22 protein-coding genes and 2 tRNA genes are annotated in these 26,740 nt (G+C 70.6%); 4 read left to right on the top strand and 20 right to left on the bottom strand.

Going from position 1 to position 26,740, the window contains the following annotated elements:
• Window positions 1-172: 172 nt before the first annotated feature.
• The 6 genes from OHA11_RS31420 to leuS all read right to left on the bottom strand — a co-directional run bounded on the left by OHA11_RS31420 (window position 173) and on the right by leuS (window position 9,994).
• On the bottom strand, window positions 173-994 hold the full coding sequence (locus OHA11_RS31420; RefSeq protein WP_266502166.1) for an arylamine N-acetyltransferase: 822 nt from the start codon (window positions 992-994) through the stop codon (window positions 173-175).
• Window positions 995-998: 4 nt separating this feature from the next.
• A complete protein-coding gene (locus OHA11_RS31415; protein WP_266502164.1) occupies window positions 999-3,680 on the bottom strand; it encodes a ComEC/Rec2 family competence protein in 2,682 nt (893 codons plus the stop codon).
• 83 nt (window positions 3,681-3,763) lie between these two features.
• Window positions 3,764-5,098: a ComEA family DNA-binding protein gene (locus OHA11_RS31410; protein ID WP_266502163.1), complete on the bottom strand. Its 1,335-nt coding sequence runs from the start codon at window positions 5,096-5,098 to the stop codon at window positions 3,764-3,766.
• Window positions 5,099-5,205: 107 nt separating this feature from the next.
• Window positions 5,206-6,051, bottom strand: a complete 846-nt coding sequence (locus tag OHA11_RS31405; RefSeq protein ID WP_266502162.1) for a DegV family protein — start codon at window positions 6,049-6,051, stop codon at window positions 5,206-5,208.
• Between the two features lie 72 nt (window positions 6,052-6,123).
• Window positions 6,124-6,957, bottom strand: coding sequence for a hypothetical protein (locus OHA11_RS31400; protein ID WP_266502160.1), 834 nt, complete (start codon window positions 6,955-6,957; stop codon window positions 6,124-6,126).
• A 160-nt stretch (window positions 6,958-7,117) separates the two neighbouring features.
• Window positions 7,118-9,994, bottom strand: a complete 2,877-nt coding sequence (gene leuS, locus OHA11_RS31395) for a leucine--tRNA ligase (protein WP_266502158.1) — start codon at window positions 9,992-9,994, stop codon at window positions 7,118-7,120.
• A gap of 416 nt (window positions 9,995-10,410) precedes the next feature.
• On the opposite strand from leuS, the gene OHA11_RS31390 reads away from it, so the two are divergent.
• Window positions 10,411-11,730: a cytochrome b/b6 domain-containing protein gene (locus OHA11_RS31390; RefSeq protein WP_266502156.1), complete on the top strand. Its 1,320-nt coding sequence runs from the start codon at window positions 10,411-10,413 to the stop codon at window positions 11,728-11,730.
• Window positions 11,730-13,349 (top strand): NADH-quinone oxidoreductase subunit NuoF family protein, encoded by a 1,620-nt coding sequence (locus OHA11_RS31385; protein WP_266502154.1) that lies wholly within the window; start codon window positions 11,730-11,732, stop codon window positions 13,347-13,349. The genes OHA11_RS31390 and OHA11_RS31385 overlap by 1 nt, the downstream gene beginning before the upstream one ends.
• A gap of 205 nt (window positions 13,350-13,554) precedes the next feature.
• On the opposite strand, the gene OHA11_RS31380 is transcribed toward OHA11_RS31385, so the two are convergent.
• The 4 genes from OHA11_RS31380 to OHA11_RS31365 all read right to left on the bottom strand — a co-directional run bounded on the left by OHA11_RS31380 (window position 13,555) and on the right by OHA11_RS31365 (window position 15,696).
• Window positions 13,555-13,627, bottom strand: a tRNA-Ala gene (locus OHA11_RS31380).
• A gap of 215 nt (window positions 13,628-13,842) precedes the next feature.
• The gene (locus OHA11_RS31375) at window positions 13,843-14,076 is read right to left on the bottom strand and encodes a hypothetical protein (RefSeq protein WP_010986886.1); all 234 of its coding nucleotides are present in this window, start codon (window positions 14,074-14,076) and stop codon (window positions 13,843-13,845) included.
• 3 nt (window positions 14,077-14,079) lie between these two features.
• The gene (locus OHA11_RS31370) at window positions 14,080-14,253 is read right to left on the bottom strand and encodes a hypothetical protein (protein ID WP_266502153.1); all 174 of its coding nucleotides are present in this window, start codon (window positions 14,251-14,253) and stop codon (window positions 14,080-14,082) included.
• Between the two features lie 66 nt (window positions 14,254-14,319).
• The gene (locus tag OHA11_RS31365) at window positions 14,320-15,696 is read right to left on the bottom strand and encodes an MFS transporter (protein WP_266507597.1); all 1,377 of its coding nucleotides are present in this window, start codon (window positions 15,694-15,696) and stop codon (window positions 14,320-14,322) included.
• Window positions 15,697-15,958: 262 nt separating this feature from the next.
• Here OHA11_RS31365 and OHA11_RS31360 point away from each other — a divergent pair, with 262 nt between their 5' ends.
• Entirely contained in the window at window positions 15,959-16,879 is a 921-nt protein-coding gene (locus tag OHA11_RS31360; protein WP_266502151.1) for a helix-turn-helix transcriptional regulator, read from the top strand.
• A gap of 17 nt (window positions 16,880-16,896) precedes the next feature.
• Here the strand turns inward: OHA11_RS31360 and OHA11_RS31355 are convergent.
• The 7 genes from OHA11_RS31355 to OHA11_RS31325 form a co-directional block, all read right to left on the bottom strand.
• Window positions 16,897-16,969, bottom strand: a tRNA-Ala gene (locus tag OHA11_RS31355).
• 288 nt (window positions 16,970-17,257) lie between these two features.
• On the bottom strand, window positions 17,258-17,917 hold the full coding sequence (locus OHA11_RS31350) for a histidine phosphatase family protein (RefSeq protein ID WP_266507596.1): 660 nt from the start codon (window positions 17,915-17,917) through the stop codon (window positions 17,258-17,260).
• 38 nt (window positions 17,918-17,955) lie between these two features.
• Window positions 17,956-18,402: a ribosome silencing factor gene (gene rsfS / locus OHA11_RS31345; RefSeq protein ID WP_266502149.1), complete on the bottom strand. Its 447-nt coding sequence runs from the start codon at window positions 18,400-18,402 to the stop codon at window positions 17,956-17,958.
• Window positions 18,403-18,741: 339 nt separating this feature from the next.
• Entirely contained in the window at window positions 18,742-20,496 is a 1,755-nt protein-coding gene (locus OHA11_RS31340; protein ID WP_266502147.1) for a LytR C-terminal domain-containing protein, read from the bottom strand.
• A 16-nt stretch (window positions 20,497-20,512) separates the two neighbouring features.
• Window positions 20,513-21,187 (bottom strand): nicotinate-nucleotide adenylyltransferase, encoded by a 675-nt coding sequence (nadD, locus tag OHA11_RS31335; RefSeq protein WP_266502145.1) that lies wholly within the window; start codon window positions 21,185-21,187, stop codon window positions 20,513-20,515.
• Window positions 21,188-21,233: 46 nt separating this feature from the next.
• Window positions 21,234-21,398, bottom strand: coding sequence for a hypothetical protein (locus OHA11_RS31330; protein ID WP_198655517.1), 165 nt, complete (start codon window positions 21,396-21,398; stop codon window positions 21,234-21,236).
• A 238-nt stretch (window positions 21,399-21,636) separates the two neighbouring features.
• Window positions 21,637-21,792, bottom strand: a complete 156-nt coding sequence (locus OHA11_RS31325) for a hypothetical protein (protein ID WP_266502144.1) — start codon at window positions 21,790-21,792, stop codon at window positions 21,637-21,639.
• Between the two features lie 101 nt (window positions 21,793-21,893).
• Here OHA11_RS31325 and OHA11_RS31320 point away from each other — a divergent pair, with 101 nt between their 5' ends.
• Entirely contained in the window at window positions 21,894-23,024 is a 1,131-nt protein-coding gene (locus OHA11_RS31320) for a M48 family metallopeptidase (RefSeq protein ID WP_266502142.1), read from the top strand.
• Window positions 23,025-23,278: 254 nt separating this feature from the next.
• Here OHA11_RS31320 and OHA11_RS31315 read toward each other — a convergent pair whose 3' ends face one another.
• The 3 genes from OHA11_RS31315 to OHA11_RS31305 form a co-directional block, all read right to left on the bottom strand.
• On the bottom strand, window positions 23,279-24,346 hold the full coding sequence (locus tag OHA11_RS31315) for a hypothetical protein (RefSeq protein ID WP_266502140.1): 1,068 nt from the start codon (window positions 24,344-24,346) through the stop codon (window positions 23,279-23,281).
• A 141-nt stretch (window positions 24,347-24,487) separates the two neighbouring features.
• On the bottom strand, window positions 24,488-25,084 hold the full coding sequence (locus OHA11_RS31310; protein ID WP_266502138.1) for a hypothetical protein: 597 nt from the start codon (window positions 25,082-25,084) through the stop codon (window positions 24,488-24,490).
• Window positions 25,085-25,379: 295 nt separating this feature from the next.
• The gene (locus OHA11_RS31305) at window positions 25,380-26,666 is read right to left on the bottom strand and encodes a glutamate-5-semialdehyde dehydrogenase (protein WP_266502137.1); all 1,287 of its coding nucleotides are present in this window, start codon (window positions 26,664-26,666) and stop codon (window positions 25,380-25,382) included.
• Between the last annotated feature and the right edge of the window lie 74 nt (window positions 26,667-26,740).

Here is a 26,740-nt window from a genome sequence, read left to right as displayed (position 1 = left end):
GACCCGCCCTCGCCTGACACGAACTCGTGAAATCACCGTTGCCGAGGAGGTATTCGACCACTGATGCGACTTTCGAGGCAACAGACGACTACATCGCAGGAATCCAGCACATGTGCTGGGACTACGTACGAGTAGCCCGAATTGGCAGCCCCGTTCATTTCCTTCCTCAGAATTAGCCCTTTCTGACAACCGGGACGCGCTCCAGCACGATTCCGAACCGCTCTCGATATGCCTCCAACACCTCCTTGTCCGTGGCCAGTTCCACCCCCTCCTTCCCGCCGTCGGGCTTCGTGACCGTGAGCGTGCGCCCGCTGAGCGTGATACGCCCGCCGTCCTTGGTGAGCCGCGAGCAGACGAGCGACCGCGTGAAGTGCGACGCCGGCGAGGTGCTGTGCCACCAGGCCCCGGCCACGCAGTCCCCGAGCACCCTCGGCCGGGTCTCCAGCCGGTACTGCGCCCTGCCGTCCCGCACGACGTCCAGGTCCCCGAACCGCCTGTCGTTCCCCCGCACCCCCGCCGGGTCCGCCCCGGCCACGATCACCCGGAACGCACCGCCCGGATCAGCCTGTTCGCCCCGTTCCCCGAATGCCAGCGGATAGTGACTGTTCGCCCCGAAGCCGACATCGACGAGCCAGTCGCCCCCGTCCACCGTCCGCACCCGCAGCGCGACATGGTCGTACGGGATCCCCAGCCGCTCCTCCTCCCCGTACACGCGCGCCGCGAGCAATGTCACATCGAAGCCCAGCGCCCCGAGCAACATCCCGAACGCCCCGTTCAGTTCGTAACAGAAACCGCCCCTCCGGGAACCCACCACTTTGTCCAGCAGCCGCTCCTCCTCCAGCACGATCTCCTCGCCGAGATGGATCGACAGATTCTCGAACGGCACGGTCAGCAGGTGCCTCATCTGGAGTTCACGCAGTACGTCGGCGGTCGGCCAGGCGGGGTGGGCGGCGCCGATACGGCGGAGGTAGGCATCAGCCTGTGCGGGTTTCATGTGCTCAGTCTCTCGCCACCAGCAGGCGCTCACCGCCGCCTGCCACCGCGACCGCACCGTCCTCGTCCGTACGCAGCACCGCCGCGCCCCCGGCGCGCAGTGCCGCCACCGTGCTGGGTGCCGGGTGTCCGTACGGGTTGTCGGCGCCACAGGAGATCACGGCGAGGCGCGGCGCCACCCGGCGTATGAGCTCCGGGTCCTGGTAGGCCGACCCATGGTGGGCGACCTTGAGCACGTCCACGGTCCCCAGGCCCGCCCCGGCCGGTGATCTCAGCAGCGCCTGCTGTGCCGGTGGTTCGAGGTCTCCGAGCATCAGCAGGGTCAGCCCCGCCGACCGTACGAGCAGGGTGACGCTCGCGTCGTTCGGGCCCTCCGGTTCCGGGGCCCGCTCCGGTGGCGGCCACAGGACCTGCCAGTCGAGCGCACCCGTGCGACGCCGTTCCCCCGCCACCGCCCGCGTCACCGGGATCCGCCGGGCCGCCGCCTGCCGGTGGACGAACTCCGCCTGATCCAGCGGCTCTTCGAAGCCCGTGGTCTCGATCGCGCCCACCGAACGCCCGCGCAGCACACCCGGCAGCCCGGCGACGTGGTCCGCGTGGAAGTGCGTCAGTACGACGAGCGGGATCCGGGTGATGCCGAGCGCCCGCAGACATCGGTCGGCCAGCACCGGGTCCGGTCCCGCGTCGACCACGACAGCGGTACCGTCACCCGCCGCGAGCACCGTCGCGTCGCCCTGCCCCACGTCACACATCGCGAACCGCCAGCCGGGCGGCGGCCACCCCGTGATCACCCGGGTGAGAGGGGGCGGCTGCACCATCACGAGCAGAAGCAGCACTCCGCAGGCGGCGCTGAGCCAGGGATGCCTCAGGAGCCTGCGGCCGACCAGCACGACAACGGCGATCACGGAGGCGAGCAGCAGAGCGCCTGCCCAACTGCCCGGCCAGTCCACTCCTCCGCCCGGCAGCGCGGCCCCCGCCCGGGCGATGTCCGCGATCCATCCGGCGGGCCAACTCGCGCACCACGCCAGTGCCTTGGCGACCGGCATCGCCCATGGAGCCGCAGCCAGGGTCGCGAAGCCCAGCACCGTGGCCGGCGCGACCGCGAACTCCACCAGCAGATTGCACGGCACCGCCACCAGGCTCACCCGTGCCGAGAGGACGGCGACCACCGGTGCGCACACCGCCTGCGCGGCGCCCGCGGCCGCCAACGCCTCGGCCAACCGCGGCGGCACCCCACGTCTCCGCAACGCGGAACTCCACCGCGGAGCCAGCGTGAGCAGGGCCCCGGTGGCAAGCACGGAGAGCAGGAACCCGTAACTCCGGGCGAGCCAGGGGTCGTAGAGCACGAGCACCAGAACCGCCGTGGCCAGCGCCGGGATCAGTGATCTGCGGCGACCGGTCGCGATGGCCAGCAGCGCGATCGATCCGCAGGCCGCGGCTCGCAGCACGCTCGGGTCGGGCCGGCACACGATCACGAAGCCGAGCGTGAGCGCCCCACCGAACAGCGCGGTCGCCCGCAGCGGGATACCCAGCCGCGGTGCCAGCCCTCGGCGTTCCGCCTGCTGGGCACGGCCGGGCGGCCCGATGAGCAGGGCGAGCACGATCGTGAAGTTGGCTCCGCTGACCGCCAGAAGATGTGTGAGATCCGTCGCTTTGAAGGCCTCGTCCAGCTCCGGCGTGACCCGTGAGGTGTCCCCCACCACCAGGCCCGGCAACAGCGCCCGCGCGTCCGGCTCCAGCCCGTCGGTCGCCGCCCGCAGCCCGCCGCGCAGCTCTCCGGCGAACCGCTGCGTGTCCGACGGCGGCCCGACCACCCTCGGCGGCCCGCTGCCACGCACGCGCAGTACTGCCGCGATCCGGTCTCCGTCTCCGAGCGCTGGCACGACTCGGGCCGTCACACACACCCGTGTGGAAGGCAGGAGCGAGAGCCAGGGCGAGCCGCCCTGACGCTCACGGACCGCCCGCGCACCCGCGTCCACGGTCAGCAGCACCGGAGTTCGCGTTTCCACCGCCGTCCCGTCCGGCTTCTCGACACGTCGGACCTCGGCGTTGACCAGGATGGCGGTCGGCGCCGCGTGGTCGCCCTTGATCCGGGGGCGGGTCAGCCGTGGATCCGAGGTGATCTCCGCCTCGGCGGTCACCTGGGCGTACTGCCGCGCCAGCTCCGGAACGGGGCCACGGCGCAGGTCCGCACCGTGCAGACCGCCGGAGACAGCCGCCGCCGCGACACAGAGCAGCACGGCGGCAACGGAGACTTTCGTCCACGAACGCCATCGACCCTGCCACGCGCCGCCTCGCTGCGACTGCCGCGCCAGCTCCCGCGCCCGCGCCCGCGCCCGCTCCGACTGTCGCTCCGGCTCCGGCTCCGGCTGATGACTGGGCTCCAGTTGATGATTGGGCCGATGACTGAGCTGCGGCTGATGACGTGGCTGCGACTCACTGCGCGTACGGCCCCGCTGGGTCGCCAACAGCCCACCGGCCACGACCACACAGACGATCACCACACCGGTGACCCACCCCGGTGGCGCCTCCAGTGCCACCGCCGCGGTCGCCCACGCCGCCAGCGCCGGCGGCACCAACCGCAGATCCGTCGGCGCCTCTTGGCGAGGATGCGCGGCACCGAGCGGGTTGTCGGAGGTGGCGTGTACGCCCGAGCGGCGGTCGGACCACTGAGCACCACCCGGCACACCGGGCTCCGGGGCAGCCTGCCGTGCTCCTGGCTGCCCAGCCCGACCGTGAATCCCCGGGCCCGTCATGGCCGTACGGGATGTCATGGCCGTACGAGATTCTGCAGATCGGCGAAACGGCGGTCGCCGATGCCGTTCACCTCACGGAGTTCGTCGACCGAGCGGAAACCGCCGTGCTGGGTGCGGTAGTCGATGATGTGCTGGGCGAGCACGGGACCGACACCGGGCAATGTGTCCAGTTGTTCCAAGGTGGCCGTGTTGAGGCCGACCGGAGCAGCCGCGCCCGCGGCGGCTCCGCCGGAGCCCACAGCACCCGGACCTCCCGGACCTCCCGCCCCGCCTGGCCCGGCGGGGGAAGCCGGAGGGGCTCCGACCACCACCTGCTCACCGTCCACGAGGAGCCGCGCCCGGTTGAGTCCCTCGGTGTCGGTGCCGGGCCGCACCCCGCCGGCCGCCTGAAGGGCGTCGGCGACCCGGGAACCGGCCGGCAACCGATGGATACCGGGCTCGCGCACCTTGCCGCTGACGTCCACCACGATGGCGGCTCCGGCCGCGCCCACGGGGTCCCGTGCGGCGGCGGATGATCCGGGCGCCGCCTCCTGCCCGCCCTCGCCCTCTGCCCCGTACGGACTCGCGGCCCGCACCACTTCGGGTGCCCGCACCGGCTGGGTACGACCCGACCAGAAATGCTGGGCGGCGAAGACCGCCGCGACAACGAGAACCACAGTGAGCGCGACCACGCTCCTCCGCTCCAGCCCGCACCTGGACTGCAACCACAAGGGCATCCGCTCCCGGACAGCAAGCCCGGTCCGCTCCCGCCACGCCGCATCGGCCCCAGCTCCAGTTCCAGCTCCGACTCCGGCTTGGCCTCCGGCCCCGACCTCACCTCCGGCCCCGGCCCCGGCTCCAAATCCGGCTCCACCCCCGACCCCAACTCCGGCCCCAACTCCGGCCCCAACTCCGGCCCCAGCCACGCCGATCTCTGCCTCGACCTCAGCACCGGCGTCACCCTCGGCCCAGCTTTCCGCCCCGGTCTCAGCCCAGCCCTCCGCCCCGGTATCCGTCCTGGCTTCCGCCCCGGTCTCAGCCCAGCCCTCCGCCCCGGTATCCGTCCTGGCTTCCGCCCCAGCTGCCACACCAGTCCGGGCACGACGACGCCCCCACCCCGGCTCGTCCAGCACCACCGGCGGTCCATGCCTCAACTCTCCGCGCACCCTCGTCCGTTCGGCGAAGAGTGTCTCCGCGCGCAGGCGCAATGCCTCCGCCGAGGCTTCTCGGCGCCGGGACCTGCCGCGATAGCGGTGACGGTTGTGGTGGCCGTGATGGCGGCGGTGGCCTCGCGTACGACTGTCGGAGACCGGGCCCCGGCCCGGCCCACTGGTTGCTGTCGCTGTCCGTGAAGGTGATCGAAGTGACATGCGACGAGAATCACTCACGACCGCCACACCGCGATGATCTTGCTCAATTCCCGGGGATTACCGCCCAGTTGTGGATAACTCCGTCACCCAGACGAGTCAGCCAGTCCTCACCGAGGAGAAACGACCGCTCCGAGCAACCCGGGCCCGGTGTGTGCCCCGATCACCGCTCCGACCTCGCTCACATGCAGGTCGGCCAGCCCCGGCACCCGAGTCCGCAACCGCTCCGCGAGCGCCGACGCCCGCTCGGGCGCGGCAAGATGGTGGACCGCGATGTCGACCTGCGCGCTCCCCGCCCGGTCGGCCACGATCTCCTCCAGGCGGGCGATCGCCTTACCGGCGGTCCGTACCTTCTCCAGGAGCTCGATGCGGCCGCCGTCCAGTTGCAGCAGCGGTTTCACGGCCAGCGCCGAGCCGAGCAGCGCCTGCGCCGCCCCGATCCGGCCGCCCCGGCGCAGATAGTCGAGGGTGTCCACGTAGAAGTAGGCGTACGTACCCGCGGCCCGTTTCTCCGCCGCGGTGACCGCCTCGTCGACCGTGCCGCCCGCCTCCGCGGACTCTGCCGCGGCCAGCGCGCAGAAGCCGAGGGCCATGGCGACCATCCCGGTGTCCACCACCCGCACCGGTACCGGCGCCTCGCGCGCGGCGAGGACCGCCGCGTCGTACGTGCCCGAGAACTCGGCGGACAGATGCAGCGAGACGATGCCCGTGACGCCCGACTCGGCGATCCTGCGGTAGGTCTCGGCGAAGAGCTCGGGGCTGGGCCGGGAGGTGGTGACGGACCGTCGCTTCTGCAGTGCCAGGGCCAGTGAACGGGCGGAGATCTCGGTGCCCTCTTCGAGTGCCTGATCGCCGAGGACCACGGTCAGGGGCACCGCGGTGATGCCGTGGCGCTCCATCGTCAGCGGCGGCAGGTAGGCCGTTGAATCGGTGACGATCGCGACATGGCGGGACATGAACTGGAGGTTACCTGTCGGGGGCCGTGGACGGCAGCCCGGCCCCTCTCACCTGCGGCCGGGCCGACCGAATCAAGTCGTGCTCTCAGGGCGGGGCTTCTTCTCCCAAGGGTACGCGGCACGCTGAACGGGCGGTTCGATCGCGGCCCGGGTGGGTTCCTCGGCCGTACGCGACTCGGGGGTCTCCGGCCAGGTCTGCTGGTCGGCGGCGGCGACGGCCGGCGCTTCCGGCCACGGGGCCGGGGGCGGCGTCCGTGCCGAAGCCGGATCCGGGGTCGGCGTGGCAGACGGCTCGGGCATCCCTGCGGACGGACTGGGCGTCCCCGCGGAAGACGGCTCGGATGTCCCCGTGGGAGACGGCTCCGTCGTCCAGTGCCGCAGTGCGCCCGCCTCCATGCCGATCTGCGTGCTCAGCGAGTCCAGGTCGTCGTTCACGAAGCGCTGGGCACGGTCGCGCGCCGCCCAGCGCAGGGCGTCCGCCGACTGCGTTATCTGCTCCGTACGCTCCCGCAGCGAGGGAAGCCGCTCGGCGAGGCGGGCCCTGTCCGGCTCCCGCTCCAGTCGCTTCAGCTCGCCGTCCAGCTCGTGGCCATGAGCGCTGAGCCGCTCGAAGAGTGCCAGGGACTCCTTCAGCGACTCGTCCTCCGTCACGCCCGCGTGCAGCGCGTCCTGAGTGGCGCGCATCGATGTGCGCAAGGAGAGGCGTAGTTGGGCGATCTCACCCTGGGGTCCCGGCTGGGCGAGGGTCTTCGCCCTGAGGGTGGAGTCCTCCACCGTGCGGCGGGCCTGTGCCACGGTGCGGTCCACGCCGCGCTTGGCCGCGCCGACCACTCTCACCGTGGCATACGCGCCCAGCGCCACGAACAGCAAGAAGATCAGCGCCACGATTACGCCCACGGCTTCCATGACGATCCTCTCGCGTGCTGGTCCAGTACCGGCCGGCGCCTGCCGGCTCTTCCACGGTAAACGGAAAAGGCAGGCCGAGGGTTCCAGCGGAACCCCCAACCTGCCCGTAGGGGACTACCCCGACTAGGGAAACTGCCCCCCGCCCCGCTCAGGCCGCCGCCTACGCGGGAACGATGTTCACCAGCTTCGGCGCCCGCACGATCACCTTGCGGATTCCCGCTCCGTCCAGCGCGGCGACCACCTTCTCGTCGCTCAGCGCCACCTTCTCCAGTTCCTCGTCCGAGATCGACGGGGAGACCTCCAGGCGCGCCTTGACCTTGCCCTTGATCTGCACGACGCAGGTCACGGTCTCGTCCACGACGTACGCCGGGTCGGCGACCGGGAAGTCCCGGTGGACGACCGAATCCGTGTGGCCCAGCTTGCGCCACAGCTCCTCGGCGATGTGCGGGGCCAGCGGCGCGACCAGCAGCACCAGCGGCTCGGCGACCGTGCGCGCGACCGGACCGCCCACCTTGGTCAGGTGGTTGTTCAGCTCGGTGACCTTGGCGATGGCGGTGTTGAAGCGCATGCCCTCCAGGTCCTGGCGCACGCCGTCGATGGCCTTGTGCAGGGCGCGCAGCGTCTGCTCGTCCGGCTCGGTGTCGACGACGGTGACCTCACCGGTCGTCTCGTCGACGACATTGCGCCACAGCCGCTGCAGCAGCCGGAACTGGCCCACCACCGCGCGCGTGTCCCACGGCCGCGACACGTCCAGGGGGCCCATCGCCATCTCGTACAGACGCAGCGTGTCCGCCCCGTACTCGGCGCAGATCTCGTCCGGAGTGACCGCGTTCTTCAGGGACTTGCCCATCTTTCCCAGCAGCCGGGAGACCTTCTCGCCCTGGTAGTAGTAAGCGCCGTCGCGCTCCTCCACCTCGGCGGCCGGTACGGCGATGCCACGGCTGTCGCGGTACACGTAGGCCTGGATCATGCCCTGGTTGAACAGCTTGTGGAACGGCTCGACCGAGGAGACGTGCCCCAGGTCGAACAGCACCTTCGACCAGAAGCGTGCGTACAGCAGGTGCAGCACGGCGTGCTCGGCGCCGCCGACGTACAGGTCGACGCCGCCGTGCGGCCGGCCCTCGCGCGGGCCCATCCAGTACTGCTCGATCTCCGGGTCGACCAGCTTCTCGGAGTTGTGCGGGTCCAGGTAGCGCAGCTCGTACCAGCAGGAACCGGCCCAGTTGGGCATGGTGTTGGTCTCGCGGCGGTACTTGCGCAGGCCGCGGCCGTCGCCCAGGTCCAGCGTGACGTCGACCCAGTCCTCGTTGCGGGACAGCGGGGTCTCCGGGGACGTGTTCGCGTCGTCGGGGTCGAAGGTGCGCGGCGAGTAGTCCTCGACCTCGGGCAGCTCCAGGGGCAGCATCGACTCGGGCAGCGGGTGGGCGATGCCGTCCTCGTCGTAGACGATCGGGAAGGGCTCGCCCCAGTAGCGCTGGCGGCTGAACAGCCAGTCGCGCAGCCGGAAGTTGACGGTGCCGTGGCCGACGCCCTTGCGCTCCAGCCACTCGGTGATGCGTGCCTTGGCCTCGGCGACGCCCAGGCCGTCCAGCGACACGTCGTCGTTGACAGAGTTGATGATTTTGGCGTCGTACGACCCGAAGGCGTCGTCCCATGTCGACGTGTCGGTACCCCGGCCGTCGGTCGGCTCGACGATGCAGTGGATCGGCAGCTCGAAGGCGCGCGCGAACTCGAAGTCGCGCTGGTCGCCCGCCGGGACGGCCATGATCGCGCCCGTGCCGTAGCCCATCAGGACGTAGTCGGCGATGAAGACGGGGACCTGCTCGCCGTTGACCGGGTTGGTCGCGTACGAGCCGATGAAGACGCCGGTCTTGTCCTTGGCCTCGGCCTGCCGCTCGACGTCGGACTTCGAGGCGGCCTGCGCGCGGTAGGCGGCGACGGCCTCGGCGGGGGTGGCGTGCCCGCCCGTCCAGACGCCGTGGGTGCCCTCGGGCCAGGCGGCCGGGGTGAACTTCTCGACCAGCGGGTGTTCGGGCGCCAGGACCATGTAGGTGGCGCCGAACAGGGTGTCCGGGCGGGTGGTGAAGACCGAGATGGCCTCGCCGTCCACGGGGAAGTCGACGCGGGCGCCCTCGGAGCGGCCGATCCAGTTGCGCTGCTGCAGCTTGATGGCCTCGGGCCAGTCAAGGGCGGCCAGATCATCCAGCAACCTGTCGGCGTACGCGGTGATCCGCATGTTCCACTGGCGCAGCTTGGCCTTGAAGACGGGGAAGTTGCCGCGCTCGGAGCGGCCGTCGGCGGTGACCTCCTCGTTGGCCAGCACGGTGCCCAGCCCGGGACACCAGTTGACGGGCGCGTCGGACGCGTACGCCAGGCGGTACTCGCTCAGGACGTCGGCGCGCTCGACCTCGGTCAGCTCGCGCCAGGAGCGTCCACCGGGTACGGCGCGCTCACCGATCTCGAACTGGGCGACCAGCTCGGCGATCGGGCGGGCCTTGTTCGCCTCTTCGTCGTACCAGGAGTTGAAGATCTGCAGGAAGATCCACTGGGTCCACTTGTAGTACCCCGGGTCGATCGTCGCGAACGACCGGCGCTTGTCGTGGCCCAGGCCCAGCCGGCGCAGCTGGACCTTCATGTTCTCGATGTTGGCCTCGGTGGACACGCGCGGATGCGTGCCGGTCTGCACGGCGTACTGCTCGGCGGGCAGGCCGAAGGCGTCGAAGCCCAGGGTGTGCAGGACGTTGTGGCCGGTCATCCGCTGGTACCGGGCGAATACATCGGTGGCGATGTAGCCCAGGGGGTGGCCGACGTGCAGGCCCGCACCGGAGGGGTACGGGAACATGTCCATGATGAACTTCTTGGGCCTGGCGACCAGCTCGGGGTCACCTGCCAGGTCACCCTTCGGGTTGGGCGCCGCGTAGGTGCCGTCGGCGTCCCAGAAGTCCTGCCAGCGTGCCTCGATCTGCTCGGCCATGGCGGCCGTGTAGCGGTGCGGCGCGGCCACCTCGGAGGCGGCAGCGGTATTCGTCTCGCTCATGATCCTCAAAGCTCCATCGATCGTCTCTGCCAGCGGCCCGGGAAATGAAAAAGCCCCTCGCACAGGAGGGGGCGCCGCGCCGATGCCGGTCGCGGTTGTCCGACGACCGGGATTGATCAGCGCGGCTCGCTAAGCAGAAGGCGTACGGCACGCATGGCGTCAGGGTACCGCAGCGGCCGCACGGACCGCGACGCGCTTTCGGCTACGCTGCGGCACTGCGTGTCACGCCCGCACCAGGTCGACAGAGGCTGAACGAAAGTCAAAAGTTACTTCGCGTAAGGGCTCCTAAGGGACATCACAACTCCCTCACCGCCCTTTGATAACAGCGCAATAACTCAAACCTCGTACCCATCGGTATGGCTCGACCTAGAGTGCGGCAGCGGGACCGCTTTCCCGAACTGTTCGGAGTTGCCCCCATGAACTCTCGCCGCAACAACAGCACGCTCCCCCAGGGCCGCTCGGTCCGGGGCGGAGTCACGGCTGCCGTTTTGCTGCTCATACCCGTGGTCGTCCTGGTAGGAGGTGACGGATTCCGCGACTTCCTGAACTTCGGCGCGGGCGTGCTGTCGCTCGTCGCCCTCACCCTCTCGGTGCTCTGGGGACTCGTGGCCACCGACCGGGTCTTCCTCAACACCCGTCAGCGGCTGATCGCCCAGGCCGTGCACAGGTCGACAGCGGTGAGCTCGGTCGGTTTCCTGATGCTGCACGTCACGGTCAAGCTCGCGCTCGACCACACGACGCTGATCGGGGTCCTGATCCCCTTCGGTCTCGGTGTCACGGGCTCCAACGGGCTCGTCGGCTTCGGCTCCCTGGCCGGCCTGCTGATGGTCTTCACGGCCCTCACGGGCGCGCTGCGCAGTGCGTTCGCGTCCCCCGCCGAGGTGGCCGCCCGCTGGCGCGCGGTGCACATGCTGGCCTACCCGGCCTGGTGCGCGGCCCTGGTCCACGGCCTCTTCGCGGGGCGCGAGGCGAAGCCGATCTTCGTGATCCTGTACAGCCTGGCCCTGGTCGCGGTCATGGGCGCGCTGCTCCTGCGGTCGGCCCCCCTGTCGTTCAAGCGGAAGGTCGCCAGGCGCGTCCTGTCCCTGCTCGACAGCGGAAACCGGCCTCTCCGCGAGGAGCCCGCGGCACGGCGTGCCACGGACACCTCGCTGCCCGGCGGCGGCGGTCGGCCCGGCTTCCCGGACATGCCGCTTCCCTCGCAGCGGACGTCGTCCCCGTCCGCGCCGTTCGATTCCCAGCGCCCCGCCCTCCAGGACACGGCGTCCTTCACGGACACCGGATCCCTCACGGACACCGGCGGTTTCGCGGCCGCCTACCGGGCGGTCAACACCCCGCGCGCGCAGGACCCGATGACGGCCGACCCGACCCAGCGCATGCAAGGTCCGATGGACGCGCAGCCCACGGAGGCGATGCCGCGCGTCGACGGCAACACCGGAGCCCGCTGGCCGACCCCGTCCCCGCCGCTCTACGAGGCCCCGCCGCGCGCCGCCGGGGCACCGACGTACGACACCGGGACCATCCCCACGTACAACGCGAACGGTGCGTACGACACCGGTGCCGTTCCCATGTACGGCACAAGTGATGTGTACGACACCGGTGAGACGAACGACCCCCTCGGTACGTACAACCCGAATGACACGTACAACAGCGGTCCCGCCACTGAAACGCTGCCCGGTTCCTACGAGGCACCCAGCAACGGCGAACCCTGGAACGCGCCTTCCGGAGGCTTTTAGTGAACGAGGCCCTTCCCGACGTCCCCGAAGTCCGAGTGGTGGGGCTGCCCCAGCTCACCTCCGGATTCGATCTCGTCGAGAGACTCGACCTGCCCATGCACCTGAAGGTGCACGGGCCGCTCGAGCCCATGGGCGGCGAGCAGCTCGCGCAGCTGTCCGAGCGGATCTCTCTGAAGGGCCGCGGCGGCGCGGGCTTCCCGTTCCACAAGAAGCTGCGATCGGTCGCCGAGGCGGCGATCAAGCGCGGTGTACGGCCCGTGGTCGTCGTCAACGGCAGCGAGGACGAGCCCGCCTGCCGCAAGGACACGGTGATGATCAACCGTGCCCCGCACCTGATCCTGGACGGCGCCCTGCTGGTCGCCGAGGCGCTGGGCGCACGCACCCTGGTCGTCGGCGTGACCCGCGAGTCCACACAGCGGTCGATGGAGGCGGCACTCTCCGAGCGCGGGCTGAGCAACCGGCGCGGAGCGACCATCCGCGCGCGCGTGCAGCGCAATCCGGTGCGCATGGTGACCGGAGCTGCGGCCTCGCTGGTCCGCTCCATCGACGGCGGTCCCGCGATCCCGCCCGGCCGTAAGACCAGCGCCTCGCAGAACGGTGTCGGCGGCGCGCCCACCCTGCTGTCGAACGCCGAGACGTTCGCCCAGCTGGCGATCGCCGCGCGCATCGGCGCCGAGCGCTACGGCAACACCGGCCTGTACGACGAGCCCGGCACGGTCATGCTCACCGTCTCCGGAGCGGTCGCCCGCCCCATGGTGATCGAGGCCCCCACCGGCGTACCACTGCGCTACATCCTGCAGCTGGCCGGCGCCCCGCCGGTCCCGCAGGGCGTGCTGACCGGCGGGTACCACGGCAAGTGGATCGACGCCGCGACGGTCAACGAGGCGATCGTCTCGCGCAACTCCCTGGACGCGGTGGGCGGTGCGCTCGGCGCGGGCGCGATCCTGCCGATCAGCACGGCGACCTGCCCCCTGGGCGAGTCGCTGCGGGTGGCTCAGTGGCTGGCGGAGGAGAGCGCGGGACAGTGCGGTCCCTGCTACCTCGGACTGCCCGCCGCGGCACGCGGCATGGAGGACATCCTCAACGGCGGCGGCCCGGCCGCCCTGGAGGCGCTCAAGCAGGTCGCCAACGCCGTGAAGCGGCGCGGCGCGTGCTCGCACCCCGACGGCTCCGCGATGTTCCTGGAATCGACCATCAAGGCGTTCACGGACGACCTGGCCGCCCATGTACTCGGCAACGGCTGCGGAAGGCCCGTAGAGGGCGTTCTGCCGCTCTTCGAGGGCGGCCAGCAGCCCACCGGCATCCCGGGCGGCGGCCAGCCGGAGCAGGAGCAGGGTCCCAGCCGCCAGAAGATCTACGTCGACTGGACGCTGTGCCGTGGCCATGGCCTGTGCGCGGACATCCTCCCGGAGGTCTTCCAGCTGGGCGCCGACGGCTTCCCGACCGTCGCCCAGGCCCAGGTGCCCCGGTACGCGGAGGCGAAGGCGCTGCGCGCCGTACGGCGCTGCCCGGCACTCGCCCTGCGCCTGGAGGAGGACACCCGCGGAGCGGCTCCCCGCCAGAACCTCCCCGCCGTACGCGAGGGCGGCGGCCGCCGCGCCCTGGGCCGCGGCCGCTGACACGAAAGGTGGGCCCCTGGACACAGGTGGCCCGCCTCCTGCGCCAACTCCGGCGCGCCCGAGGTCTCTTGCTCGGACTGCGGCGCGCCTGGCCGGGGGGTGCGGGTGGCGAAGCCCCCGCAACGCGCGGCGCAGCCGCGCAGAAACGACAAAGGCGACCCGGTCCGCGTTTCTCGCGGACACAGGTCGCCCTCGCACAAACTTGTGGAGCTAAGGAGATTTGAACTCCTGACCCCCTGCATGCCATGCAGGTGCTCTACCAACTGAGCTATAGCCCCTTGTGGTGTTCCACCGGACTTCCCCGGCGGCGACGCCAACATTACCGGTCCCTCCGGCGCACCACCAAATCGTTTCCGGTACGCGAGAACAAGCCGGACAAGAGGGACAGTGCGCCGGATAGCGTCGAGTTGACGTTGTCGGCCCTCTACGGAGAGGCCGCTTCCGCGGTCCTTGCCGTGACCGGGGTCACCGTGTGGCGAAACCCCGGCCGACGTCAGGCCGTGGCGAACGAATAGAACCGCTTGAGCGTGCAGTGCTCGTCGAGGAGCCGACCGTAGATCGGCTCACCCTCCAGTTCACGGTACGTCTCGATCGGGTCGCCTTTTATGATCAGCGCCCGAGCGCATTCCTCGCACCAGTACTGGTAGTCGTGGTTGACCGGCTCCATGTCGCGGACAATGGGCGTACCACTGCCGCACCAATCGCACTTTCTCCTGTGTGCACCCATCAATCAGCTCCAGCTGTGGCCGCAGGCCGTGCACACGTAGGAAAATCCGCCGTTGTCGCCGAGAAGCAGGGCAACGTGGGCCGAACCGCAGGAAGGGCAGTCGAGGCGAGTGATCCGGTCCCGTATCACCTCGGATTCGGGAAGGTCGTCGACCTCACCGAGGATGCTCGCAGGCATCGCCACTCCCTCCCGTCGGGCCGCCCCTTCCGGCCGTCTGATTCTGCCACGGCCGGACCAATACGGTCAGCGACGCCTTCGTACCAGTCCGGACACAGCACCCGTCGCAGCGGTCGCGGCCAGCGCGAACATGCAGACGAGAAGCGCGTCCGAAGAGGTATACGCCCCGGAGGCCCCAAGTGACTCAAGTCGATTCAAGAAGAGTGTGCCGAACGCCGCGACACCGATCAGCTGACCGAGCTGGGTGACCGTGGCGAGCAGTCCGCTGGCGTCCGCCGCGTCCTCGGGGCGCACGGTGGCGAGTGCCCGCGTGAGGGTGGGGCCGAAACCGAGCGCGAGCCCCGTACCAACACCGGCGAACGCAGCGTACAGCCAGAAGCCGGCCCCGCGGCCGTCCCGGAGTGCCAGGCCCACGGCCGCCACGGAGACCGCGGCGACTGCGAACCCGGCCGGGATCAGGGCGCGTTGCCAGGAGGCGGGCCACCCGCGCCAGGTCAGCCCGACCAGCCCGAAGACCACCGCGGTCGGCGCGAAGGTGAGTCCCGCGCGCAGCGGGCTGTAGCCGAGGCCGCCCTGCACGTGCAGCGTGAGCGCGAACAGGAAGCCTCCGTTGACAGCCATCACAGCCGTGATCCGGAACACCGCGAGGCCGATGCCGGGGTGCCTCAGCACCCTGGGCGCGATCAACGGGGTGCCGCCGCGCCGGGCGAGCCGGGACTCGTACGCGCAGAACAGGGCGAAGACGACCACGGCGGTCGCGAGCGACAACCAGGACCACAGGGGCCAGTCCTCCTCCTGCCCGAGCACCAGCGGCACAGTGAGCAACGACACGGCGGCGCCCAGCAGCATCAGGCCCGGCAGGTCGAGCCGGTGCGAGCGCTCCGGGGCGCGTGCGTCGTCGCGCGGCAGGACGCGCGCGCCGAGCGCCAGCAGTACGAGGCCCACCGGCACGTTCACCAGGAACACCGGGCGCCAGCCCGTGCCGAACAGGTCCGCGCTGACCAGGACCCCGCCCAGCACCTGTCCGGCCGCGGCGCCGGTCGCGAGGACCGCCGCGTACAGGCCGAGGGCCCTGCCCCGGGCCTCGCCGGTGAAGTTCCGCTGGATGAGGCTGAGGACCTGCGGGATCATCACCGCCGAGCCGGCTCCCTGGATCAACCGGAAGGCGATCAACTCGCCCGTGCCCTGGGCGAGTCCGCAGGCGAGCGAGGCCGCCGTGAACAGCGCGAGGCCGGCCAGGTAGACGCGGCGGTGGCCGAGCAGGTCGCCGAGGCGGGCGCCGGTGATCAGCAGGACGGAGTACGTGATGGCGTATCCGGCGACCACCAGCTGTAATTCGGCGCCGGAGGCGTGGAGTTCGGTGCCGATGGTGGGGACCGCGACATTGACGATGAAGGCGTCGAGAAGCGCCATGAACTGGGCGGCGAGGACGATCGCCAGCAGTCGTCCGGGGCGATTGTCAGTGCCGGGAGTTTTACTTGTGGCAGGTCTTGGTCCGGGGCCGGATGCGGGCGCGGTTGCGGTTGCGGATGCAGATGCGGGGCTGGAGCCGGATGTGGGTGCGGGGCCGGGTCCTGGTACGGAGCCCGGGCTCGCGGGGGTCGTCGTCATGGCATCGAGCGTGGGCGCGAGTTGGCACGGGGAGCGAGAGCCCGCTGATGCTGGTACTGACAGCACCTGGCAGGGGCAGGGTTGGGAATCGACGATGGGGGATGTGACGACGATGGCCACGACACAGCGGCGTCGGCCGGAGCTGGCCGCCTTCCTGCGGAGCAGGCGGGCGCGGGTGACACCGGCCGACGTGGGGATGCCGCCGGGACCGCGCCGCCGCACACCGGGGTTGCGGCGCGAGGAGGTGGCGCAGCTGTCGGGGGTCGGTGTCACCTGGTACACGTGGCTGGAGCAGGGACGGCCGATCAACGCGTCGCCGCAGGTCCTGGACGCGGTCGCGCGCACGTTACGGCTCGGCGGGCCGGAGCGCGAGCATCTGTACGACCTGGCGGAGGTGCCGTACACGCACGGTCCGGAGTCGACCGCTCCGGCCGTGAGTCCGGAGGTCCAGGAGATCATCGACGCCCTCGATCCGAGTCCGGCGGTGGTCTACAACGCGCGGTACGACATCCTCGCGACCAACCCGGCCTACCGGGACCTGTTCGTCGTGCCGGAGAGGCGCCCCGCCGAAGGCGCGGTCCGCAACGCCCTGTGGACGCTGTTCACGGCCTCGGAGGAGGACTGTCCGCTGGTGTTCCGGGAGAGCGAGCTGCCGGTGATGGTGGCGACGCTGAGGGCCGCGTACGGGAGACATGTGGGCGAGCCCGTGTGGGAGGACTTCATACGCGGGCTGTCGGAGGTCAGCGGACACTTCGCCCGGCTGTGGCGGAACGGGGACGTGACGCCACCGGGACCGCGCGTGAAGACGTTCCGGCACGTGGCGGTGGGCGAGTTGCGGATGACGTCGGTGTCGTTGTCGGTCGACGGGATGCCGGAGTGCCGGGTCGTGGTCTACCGGCCGGCCGACGAGGAGACGCGTGCGCGGGCCGCCCGGCTGCGGGATCTCCGAAGGCAGCGGAGGGCACGAAAAATCCCGCCCCCTGATGGGAACGGGATCATCGATCTGCTGAACTGATCCGTGAAGCCGATCTGTGGAGCTAAGGAGAATTGAACTCCTGACCTCCTGCATGCCATGCAGGCGCTCTACCAACTGAGCTATAGCCCCTTGCGGTGTCCGACTCCGGCTTTCCGGCGGCGGAACAAGAAGAACTTTAGCCTGCGACCAGCCGGAAAGTGAAATCCGGTCCCGAGGGGCATCGGGGGCCGGACAGGAGTCCTGACATCAGCCTCGGGGACCATGTCACCGCCGGCCCGAGGCCCGCCCCGTCGCAGGCAGCCCGACCGTGTCCCCGCGCCCCGGCCGGGGGCCCTGACGCCGCCGCGGGGCGCGGTCAGCCACGGCGGACCGCAACAGGACGGACCCGCAGATGAAGCACCGCATCCAGCGAAGCGCTCAGTCGTCGTCTCCCAGCACCGGCTCCGGCAGTGTCCCCGCGTTGTGTTCCAGCAGTCGCCAGCCGCGGGCGCCCTCGCCGAGGACGGACCAGCAGCAGTTGGAGAGGCCGCCGAGGCTCTCCCAATGCTGGGACTCCAGGCCGAGGAGACGGCCGATGGTGGTGCGGATCGTGCCGCCGTGGCTGACGACCACGAGCGTGCCGTCGTCCGGGAGCTTGTCGGCATGCCGGAGCACCACGGGGGCCGCGCGGTCGGCGACCTCGGTCTCCAGTTCGCCACCGCCCCGGCGGACCGGCTCGCCGCGCTTCCACGCCGCGTACTGGTCGCCGTACCGCGCGATGATCTCGTCGTGCGTCAGGCCCTGCCAGACGCCCGCGTACGTCTCGCGCAGGCCCTCGTTGTGCGTCACGTCGAGTCCGGTGAGCCCGGACAGCTCGCCCGCGGTGTTCGCCGCCCGCTTCAGGTCCGAGGCGACGATCGCGTCGGGCTGCAGGGACGCGAGCAACCGGGCGGCGCGGCGGGCCTGGCCCACGCCGGTCTCGGTGAGCTCGACGTCCGTGGTGCCCTGGAAGCGGCGCTCCACGTTCCACAGCGTCTGGCCGTGGCGCCACAGGATGACGCGGCGCCCCCGGCCCGCCTTCTTCCCGGCCTCGGACAGCGGTCCGCCGTCCGGCGCCGGTTGCCCCGCCCCGGCGGTCACCGCAGCTCTCCGCGCAGCTCTGCGGCGTCCTCCGCGTCCTGGAGCTTGGCGTGCTCGGCGCCCTTGCCGCGGGTGGCCTTGGCGTCGGCGGGCAGGTCCAGCTCGGGGCAGTCCTTCCAGAGCCGCTCCAGCGCGTAGAACACACGCTCCTCGCTGTGCTGGACGTGCACCACGATGTCGACGTAGTCGAGCAGGATCCAACGGGCGTCGCGGTCGCCCTCGCGGCGCACCGGCTTCGCGCCGAGCTCCTTGCTCAGCCGCTCCTCGATCTCGTCGACGATCGACTTGACCTGGCGGTCGTTGGGCGCGGAGGCCAGCAGGAAGGCATCCGTGATCGACAGCACGTCGCTGACGTCGTAGGCGATGATGTCGTGCGCGAGCTTGTCGGCGGCCGCCTGCGCTGCGGCGGTGATGAGCTCGTGAGAGCGGTCAGTGGCGGTCACTACAAGGCTTTCCGTAGACGGTCATGAGTCCCCCGAGGGGTAGGGCCTGTGCGGCGGATCATGCCGGAGAAGCCGGGCCCGGCACGCACATCCGTACCTGTCAGGCGCCGTGACTCTCCTCCGGCCTGCTCCGCCGGGCAGGCCCTACCCCAAGGGTCTCACGGACCGCCGACAGCACCCCACGTGATTTTGACCGACCGTGCGGCGGGCCGGGGGAGGTCGGGCCCGGACTCACCGCACGGACCCGCCCGCTGTACGGGCCCGGACACCCCGCGATCCCCCCGCGATCACCCCGCCCGTCACCGCCGCTCGTCACCCGTCTGCCGACGAGTGCGTCGGCTAGCCACCCACCTTGTAGTCCTGGCCCAGTACGACCGACACATCCGCGTTGGACGTGACCTTGCCCTTCTTCACCGAACTCGTCGGCAGGCCCAGCGTCTTGGCGACCTCCACCGCGTCCTCCTTCTTCGCGGCGTCGGTGTAGGTGATCTGGGACGCGGCCTGCGCGACATCGGTCTGGCCGGCGTCGACGAAGGTGTAGCCGCCGTTGAGCAGGACGACCCGCGCCTTTTCGGTGGCGTCCTTGTTGCCCGTCGAGTTGCGGATGCCGACCTGGACGGCCGCGCCCTTCTCGGGGCTCTTGGCGGTGCCGCCGAGCACGTCCTTGACCACGCCGTCACTGGCCTGCGCGCTGAGCCTGCCGTCCGTCTGCACCGGCAGCAGCGCCGTCTTGTAGTCGCCGCCTTTGGCGCGGTCGGCGAGCTTGGCCAGGAACGCGCCCAGGTCCTTGTCGCTCAGCGAGGGGTCGAGGATCTGCGCGAGCGTCTGCACGGTGATCGTCGCGGCCTGCGGGTCCGACGACAGCTTGCGCAGCACTCCCTGCATGACCTGCCCGAACCGCTCCAGCTGCACGTTCTGCGACTCCCCCGAGGCGCGGTACGTGGCGTACGCGACGGCCATCTTGCCGCTCAGCGTCTGGTCCTCGCCCTTCTTGACGAGGGGCGCCTCGCCCTTCTTCTTCGCTTCCGGGTCCGGCACGTCCGCGTTGGTGTCGACATCGATGTTGCCGACGAGTTCGACGAGGTTGTTGAGGTACGGGGTGTCGAGGCGCCAGGTGCCCTCGATGTCCGTGCCGAGCACGGTGTCCATCTCGTCGCGCGTCCCGGAGGACCCGTCGTCGTCCACCGACTTCGCGAGCGTGGTCGTGGTGCCGTTGTCGTCCGTCAGGGCAAGGGAGTTGGGCAGCAGGACGGTGGTGCCCTGCTTGGTGGTGGTGTTGTTGACGAGCAGCGCCGTCGACGTGCCGCCACCCTTGGTGTTGTGCAGGTGGACGACGATCACGTCACGGTTCTGGGCGCCGCCGGCCGTGGTCGTCCCGGAGGTCGAGTCGGAGGACGTCCCGGGCAGCCTGCCGTCGTACCAGAGGTAGCCGACGCCGCCGACCGCGACCAGCGCGAACACCACGACCAGGGCGACGACACGGCCGCGGGCCCGCCGCTTGGCCCCCTCGCGCCGCTCGGTGCGGTTCTCGGTGAACTTCAGCCAGTCGATGACGTCTTCGGAGTTCTCCGGCTGCTCCTCCACGAAGGCGAACTGCTCGGTCCGGTAGTCCCGTTCACCCTGCGGCCCGTCGCCCTGCCGCCCGTCCTCCGACGGCTGCGGCGGCTCCGGAGACTGAGCGGGGCGCGCCTGCTGCGGGATGTAGGCGGTCTGCTCCGCGACGTGCCGCTGCGGCGGCTGTTGCTGCTGACCGGTGTCATAGGGCGCCACAGGTTGCTGCTGACCCGTGTCATACGACACCACAGGCGACGCCTGCTGCCCCTGCTGCCCCACCGCGTACGGGTCGTACCCGTACCCCTGCCCGTATCCCTGACCCTGGTGGCCTTGCCCGTACCCCTGGGCCTGCCCCCCGTAGGGGTCGTACGAGCCGTACTCCTGCTGAGCCTGGGGGGCCTGCGGAGCTTGGGGGGATTGGGGAGATCGGGGAGTCTGGGAAGGCGACGGCACCTGCCGGTACACAGGCTGTCCGAACTCGTCGTAGCCGACGAGCTCGTACTGGTCGCCCCCGTACCCAGCGTCGTATCGGTCGTTCACCAGTGCCCCTCTCGGCTCACTCGCCGCGGTACAGCTCTCGCTTGTCGATGTAGCGCACGACACCGTCCGGCACCAGATACCAGACCGGGTCGCCCTTCGCGACTCTGGCACGGCAGTCTGTGGAAGAGATGGCGAGCGCGGGGACCTCGACGAGCGAGACACCGCCCTCCGGCAGACCGGTGTCGGTCAGTATGTGGCCGGGCCGGGTGACCCCGATGAAGTGCGCGAGGGAGAACAGTTCTTCGGCATCACGCCAGGTGAGGATCTGGCCGAGCGCGTCGGCGCCGGTGATGAAGAAGAGGTCCGTGTCGGGGTTGAGCACGCGCAGATCACGCAGCGTGTCCGTGGTGTAGGTGGGGCCGCCGCGGTCGATGTCGATGCGGCTCACGGAGAACTGCGGGTTCTCGGCGGTCGCGATGACCGTCATGAGGTAGCGGTCCTCGGCCGGGGAGACCTTGCGGTCGGTCTTCTGCCACGGCTGTCCGGTCGGCACGAACACCACCTCGTCGAGGTGGAACTGCGCGGCGACCTCACTGGCCGCCACGAGGTGCCCGTGGTGGATCGGGTCGAACGTTCCGCCCATGACACCGAGGCGGCGCTTGCCCGGGTTCGACGGGCCGTTTCCCGGGCCGCGCCGTGCGCCCTGCGCCGTGCCGTCCGCCGGACCGGTAGGCATGTCGTGCTCTCCCATGCGGCAGACCCTACCGGCCCCGACGACGGGCCCGGTCGCGCGGGCGTCAGCGGTCCCGGTTGAAGCGGGTGGTGATCCACAGCAGCAGCATCAGGATGAAGAAGGCCCCGCCGCCGGTCAGGTAGGGGCTGAGGCTCTCGTGGTTGCCGCCGTGCTCCTCGCCCTCGGCGGCAAGTGTGACCAACTGGGCAGCGGTGCTGTGGAAGCTCATCTTCGGCAGGACCTATCCGGTGGGCGGGATAAAGACTTCCGCACATCGTAAGCGGGGGCTGTCGCCGACATCACTCCGACTCCGCCGTCGGGAACGCCGGGCGTCCATCCCCCCATGACTCCCGCGGCCATCGGTCTCCGCGGTCAGGCCCCCGGCATCCGCCGCGAGATCCTTTCGCCCGGCTCAACCCTCCGGAGCCTTCCGCGGGTCTAAGTGGTCGGGAACCTTCCGCACAGCCTCAATCGTCCCGTTTGTAGCCGCGCAGAAGGAACCAGGCGGTCAGCACACAGCCGACGACCATCACGATCAGCACGACACGGAGGAGATTCCCCGCCCCTTGCTGCTGGGCGGCGCTCGCGGCCTCGGTGAGCCAGGGTTCGGGGAGGTGCTCCATGACGTACGACTCCTTCGCTGTACTGCCCGTCCACGGTATCTCCGCCTAGGCTGGCCCCCGCCTCGGGGGCACAGAAGGCAATCAAACGCATGGGGGACCACATGCCAGAAGAAAGCCACGAGAACGTACCGAGCAGGCAGCGCCGACGTTTCGAGGGGATCTCCTCCCGGGCGTACGAGCACCCCGCCGACCGCTCGGCCCTGGTCGCCCTGCGCAAGCTCAGCGGCTTCGACACCGTCTTCAAGGCGCTCAGCGGCCTGCTCCCGGAGCGCAGTCTGAGGCTGCTGTTCCTGTCGGACTCGGTGCGCGTCTCGGACGCCCAGTTCACGCACCTGAACGTGATGCTGCGCGACGCCTGCTACATCCTGGACCTGGAGAAGGTCCCGCCGATGTACGTCAACCAGGACCCGCAGCCGAACGCGATGTGCATCGGCCTGGACGAGCCGATCATCGTCGTCACCACCGGCCTCGTCGAGCTGCTCGACGAGGAGGAGATGCGGGCGGTCATCGGCCACGAGGTGGGCCACGCCCTGTCCGGCCACTCCGTCTACCGCACGATCCTGCTCTTCCTGACCAGCCTCGCCCTGCGAGTGGCGTGGATCCCGCTGGGCAACCTCGCGATCATGGCGATCGTGACCGCCCTGCGCGAGTGGTTCCGCAAGTCCGAGCTGTCCGCGGACCGCGCCGGTCTCCTGGTCGGCCAGGACCTGAAGGCCTCGATGCGCGGCCTGATGAAGATCGCGGGCGGCAACCACCTGCACGAGATGAACGTGGACGCGTTCCTCGCCCAGGCCGAGGAGTACGAGGCCGGGGGCGACCTCCGCGACTCGGTGCTGAAGATTCTCAACGTCATGCCCCGCTCCCACCCCTTCACCACGGTCCGGGCGGCCGAGCTGAAGAAGTGGGCCGAGTCCCGCGACTACCAGCGGATCATGGACGGCCACTACCCGCGCCGCGACGAGGACGGGGACACCTCGGTCACGGACTCCTTCCGCCAGTCGGCTTCCAGCTACGCCACGGACGTCAAGAACTCGAAGGACCCGCTGATGAAGCTGGTCAGCGACATCGCGGGCGGCGCGGGCGACCTCGGCGGCCGGGTCCGGCGCGGTTTCGGCGGCTTCGCGAGCGGCAGCGGAGGCGACAGCGGCAGCTCGCCCACCGACCAGCCGCGCACGGACCGCACGGACCGCACGGACCGTCCGGACGACGACAGCCCGAACGGCAGCAGGTGATCACAGGGAGCCACTGATCACCGAGGAGGTCCGCGAAAGCGAAAGCGAAGGCGGCATCCGCCCCGGGCGCAGAGACCCACCCCCGTGGCGCGGCGGTCTACGGCTGTGGCACAGCGATGATCTACGGCTTCGGCACAGCGACCTACAGCCCGGGCAGGGCGACCTACAGCCCGGGCTGGGCGATCGGCCGCTTGGGCAGGGCGCCTCACAACCCGGGCACAGCGATCTACGGCTCGGGCTGGGCTCTGGCCGACCTACAGCTTGGGCTGGGCGCTGGCCGCCAGTGACCCGCACAGCGACGTGGCGCTGCCCGTCGCGTACGGATCGGTGCCGGCCGGGCCGCCCGCCTTGGCCGTCTCGCCCGCGAGCAGCGGACGCAGATGGTTCGTCGCGTCCTCGGCGCAGGCCAGCGGCCCGGCCTGGACGTACGAGACGACCAGCTCGGTCTGGCGCATGCGCAGGTCGTCCCGGTCGAACCGGAAGTGCAGCTCGCGCCGCACGGTGAACAGCGAGGCCTTGGCCTTCTCGTCCGAGCCGGTCGGCCGCAGGGCGTAGACGAAGGTGTGGTCGGAGCTGACCTCAAGGGTGTCGGAGTCGGTCTCCGCGGCCGACAGCGTGCCCTGCACCCGGATCTTGCTGTCGGCCAGCTCCGCCCGGGTCGGGTCGAAGCGGACCAGCCAGCCGGTGGGCGCGTGCCGCCCGTCCGCGGTCGGGGCCTCGAAGCTCTGGTCGAACTGGTCGAGCTGCTGCGGGTCGAGCCGTATCCGCACGGACCGGGTGGCGCCGCCGGTGAGGACGTCCGGGTCGAGCGAGGACTCGACGAGGTAGTCCTTCGCGGTGGTCAGGGCGGTGACGATCTGGCTGTCGGAGAAGTGGGCCGTGCGCCGCGAGGCGGGCAGCGTGATGCCCTCGGCGCCGATGCGGAACTGGTCGGCCGGGCTGTGCGCGTACAGCGCGTCGATGTCGGTGGAGCCGGGCACGGCGTTCTGCGGCGCGAGCGGTATCACGGTCATCCGCAGCGGCTCGGGGTGTTTCGCGGCGGGCGTCTGGTACGGATGGCGTACGCCCATGTAGATCGCGGTGCCGAAGGCCATGGCGATCAGCAGGACGAGGATCAGCGCCTGCCGGGACAGGCCCCGGCGCATCGGCGGGCGGCGGCGGACGGCCGGTGTGTGGTCGCCGATCCGCTCCTGCGCGGAGAACTCCTGGAGGCGCGCAGCCCGGACGAACGACTCGTCGAAGACGACGGATCGGTACTCTTCCTCGCCACCACCGGGAGCACCCTCGGGGGTCCCCTCAGGTGGGTCTCCAGGACCGCCCATACATTCAGAGTAGGTCTCCTGGACCTCAGGTAAACGCGCCCGTACACGACAAGTTCTGACAGGTTCTCACCAGGGCCGCGACAAGGTCCCGCGCCCGTCCCCGGGAGGGCCTCGCAAAGCGGGCCCGTCCCCGGACCGGCCTCACGGAGTGCGCGGCACCGCCGAGACGGCCGGCTGGGAATAGTCGGCAGAGGCCGAGGCCGAGGGGCCCACGCCTCTTTCCGGTTCCAGGCCGGTGGAGGCGGGCGGCGGGACCTGGTCCCGGCTGCCCGAGGAGGCTCCCCGGTAGACGGCCGTGAAGGCGAGCGCGACCATGCCGATACCCATCACGAGGGCGAGTACCCAGGCGACGGGACGGTGCCAGCGGGTCTGCTTCCCGTACGTCCCCGGATGGCCGTAGCCGCCCTGCAGGACATCGCGGTCGTCGAGGTCGTCCAGCTCCGGGTCATGGCCGAAATCACCATGGTCGTCGGGGCCGAACCCGTCGTCGTAGAGCTCGTCGTCGCCGCGCATCCCGCGCAGGCGGGCCCGGCGCGCCTCGGCCTCGGAAGCCTCCGCTCTCGCCTCGGCGGCGGCCAGGAGGCGCTCTACGGCGGTCGGCTCGTGAACCGTGGCCGCCCGTACAAAGGCCTCGTCGAAGACCACGGAGGCGAACTCTTCGTCCGCACCCCCGCGGTCGCGGTTGTCGTCGGGCTCCCAGCCGTCAGGGAACGGCGTGCCCCCCACGTCCTCCGGCACGGATCCAGAGTAGACCGGGGTGGTCAATTTGGGCAGACGGTATGGAAATTCATCCGCTTGGCGAGACGCTTTCCGAGGGACGCCCCCAAACACCCCGGGCCGGGATTTCTCGGTGAGTTCCCCGAGCGCCCCTCGACAGGGCCCCCGGAACCCCCTCCGCGAGTCCCCGGAACCCGTCGGCGGAGTCCCTCGGAGCCGCCCGGACACGTCTCCAGAGCCCCCTGGAGCGTCATCCAGAGGGCTCTCGGCGCCCGCTCAGCGCTCAGTGCCTGCTCAGTGCCTGCTCAGCGCCCGCTCAGCGCCGGATGTGCCCGTCTCCGGTGACGATGTACTTCGTGCTCGTCAGCTCCGGCAGCCCCATCGGACCCCGCGCGTGCAGCTTCTGCGTGGAGATCCCGATCTCGGCGCCGAAGCCGAACTGGCCGCCGTCGGTGAAGCGCGTGGACGCGTTCACGGCGACCGTCGTGGAATCGACCAGCTGGGTGAACCTGCGGGCCGCCTGCTGCGAAGTGGTGACGATCGCCTCGGTGTGCCCGGAGCTCCAGAGCCGGATGTGCGCCACGGCCTTGTCGAGCGAGTCGACGACGGCGGCGGCGATGTCGTACGACAGGTACTCGGTGTCCCAGTCCTCGGTCGTGGCCTCCACGACCGTGGCCTTGGAATCCTTGGCGTACGCGAGGACGCGCTCGTCGGCGTGCACGGTGACCCCGGCGTCCGCGAGGGCGTCGAGGGCGCGCGGCAGGAACTCGGGCGCGATGTCCTGGTGGACGAGGAGGGTCTCGGCGGCGTTGCAGACGCTGGGCCGCTGCGCCTTGGAGTTGATCAGGATGTCGATCGCCATGCCGAGGTCGGCCTGCGCGTCGACGTAGACGTGGCAGTTGCCGGTGCCGGTCTCGATGACCGGGACGATGGACTCCTGGACGACCGTCTGGATCAGGGAGGCCCCGCCGCGCGGGATGAGCACGTCGACGAGACCGCGGGCGCGCATCAGCTCCCGTACGGACTCCCGGCCCTCGCCGGGCACGAGCTGGACGGCGTCGGCGGGCAGGCCCGAGCCGCCCACCGCGTCGCGCAGGACCCGTACGAGGGCGGTGTTGGACTCGTACGCGGAGGACGAGCCGCGCAGCAGGACCGCGTTGCCGGACTTCAGGCAGAGGGCGGCCGCGTCGACCGTCACGTTCGGGCGGGCCTCGTAGATGATGCCGACCACGCCGAGCGGGACGCGGACCTGGCGCAGGTCGATGCCGTTCGGCAGGGTCGAGCCGCGGACGACCTCGCCGACCGGGTCGGGCAGTGCCACCACGTCACGCACGTCGGAGGCGATCGCGCGGATCCGCTCGGGGGTGAGCGTCAGCCGGTCGATGATCGACTCGCTGGTGCCGGCCTCGCGGGCGCGCTCGATGTCCTTGGCGTTGGCCTCGACGATCTCGCTCGTACGGACCTCCAGCGCGTCCGCGATCGCGAGCAGCGCGTCGTCCTTCTCGGCCCGCGGCAGCGGGGCGAGGTCGGCGGCGGCGCCCTTGGCACGGTAGGCGGCCTGGGTGACCGGAGACATCGAGTCGTACGGCGAGAGCGTGGTCATATCCCGCAGGGTAGTGCGCTCGCGAGAGGTGTTCAGCCGGTGTCCCAAACCGCGAGACAGGTCCGGATATGCCC

The organism is Streptomyces sp. NBC_00878, assembly GCF_026341515.1.
Lineage (GTDB): Bacteria > Actinomycetota > Actinomycetes > Streptomycetales > Streptomycetaceae > Streptomyces.
The sequence above is the reverse complement of the archived record's forward strand: the minus strand, read 5'-3'. Positions and strand labels throughout refer to the sequence as shown.

Excerpts from the sequence above, each read along its gene's own strand:
- OHA11_RS31420 (WP_266502166.1), bottom strand. The coding sequence starts at position 994 with ATGAAACCCGCACAGGCTGATGCCTACCTCCGCCGTATCGGCGCCGCC.
- OHA11_RS31410 (WP_266502163.1), bottom strand. The coding sequence starts at position 5,098 with ATGTCACTTCGATCACCTTCACGGACAGCGACAGCAACCAGTGGGCCG.
- OHA11_RS31405 (WP_266502162.1), bottom strand. The coding sequence starts at position 6,051 with ATGTCCCGCCATGTCGCGATCGTCACCGATTCAACGGCCTACCTGCCG.
- OHA11_RS31400 (WP_266502160.1), bottom strand. The coding sequence starts at position 6,957 with ATGGAAGCCGTGGGCGTAATCGTGGCGCTGATCTTCTTGCTGTTCGTG.
- leuS (WP_266502158.1), bottom strand. The coding sequence starts at position 9,994 with ATGAGCGAGACGAATACCGCTGCCGCCTCCGAGGTGGCCGCGCCGCAC.
- OHA11_RS31390 (WP_266502156.1), top strand. The coding sequence starts at position 10,411 with ATGAACTCTCGCCGCAACAACAGCACGCTCCCCCAGGGCCGCTCGGTC.
- OHA11_RS31375 (WP_010986886.1), bottom strand. The coding sequence starts at position 14,076 with ATGGGTGCACACAGGAGAAAGTGCGATTGGTGCGGCAGTGGTACGCCC.
- OHA11_RS31370 (WP_266502153.1), bottom strand. The coding sequence starts at position 14,253 with ATGCCTGCGAGCATCCTCGGTGAGGTCGACGACCTTCCCGAATCCGAG.
- OHA11_RS31360 (WP_266502151.1), top strand. The coding sequence starts at position 15,959 with ATGGGGGATGTGACGACGATGGCCACGACACAGCGGCGTCGGCCGGAG.
- nadD (WP_266502145.1), bottom strand. The coding sequence starts at position 21,187 with ATGGGAGAGCACGACATGCCTACCGGTCCGGCGGACGGCACGGCGCAG.
- OHA11_RS31330 (WP_198655517.1), bottom strand. The coding sequence starts at position 21,398 with ATGAGCTTCCACAGCACCGCTGCCCAGTTGGTCACACTTGCCGCCGAG.
- OHA11_RS31325 (WP_266502144.1), bottom strand. The coding sequence starts at position 21,792 with ATGGAGCACCTCCCCGAACCCTGGCTCACCGAGGCCGCGAGCGCCGCC.
- OHA11_RS31320 (WP_266502142.1), top strand. The coding sequence starts at position 21,894 with ATGCCAGAAGAAAGCCACGAGAACGTACCGAGCAGGCAGCGCCGACGT.
- OHA11_RS31315 (WP_266502140.1), bottom strand. The coding sequence starts at position 24,346 with ATGGGCGGTCCTGGAGACCCACCTGAGGGGACCCCCGAGGGTGCTCCC.
- OHA11_RS31305 (WP_266502137.1), bottom strand. The coding sequence starts at position 26,666 with ATGACCACGCTCTCGCCGTACGACTCGATGTCTCCGGTCACCCAGGCC.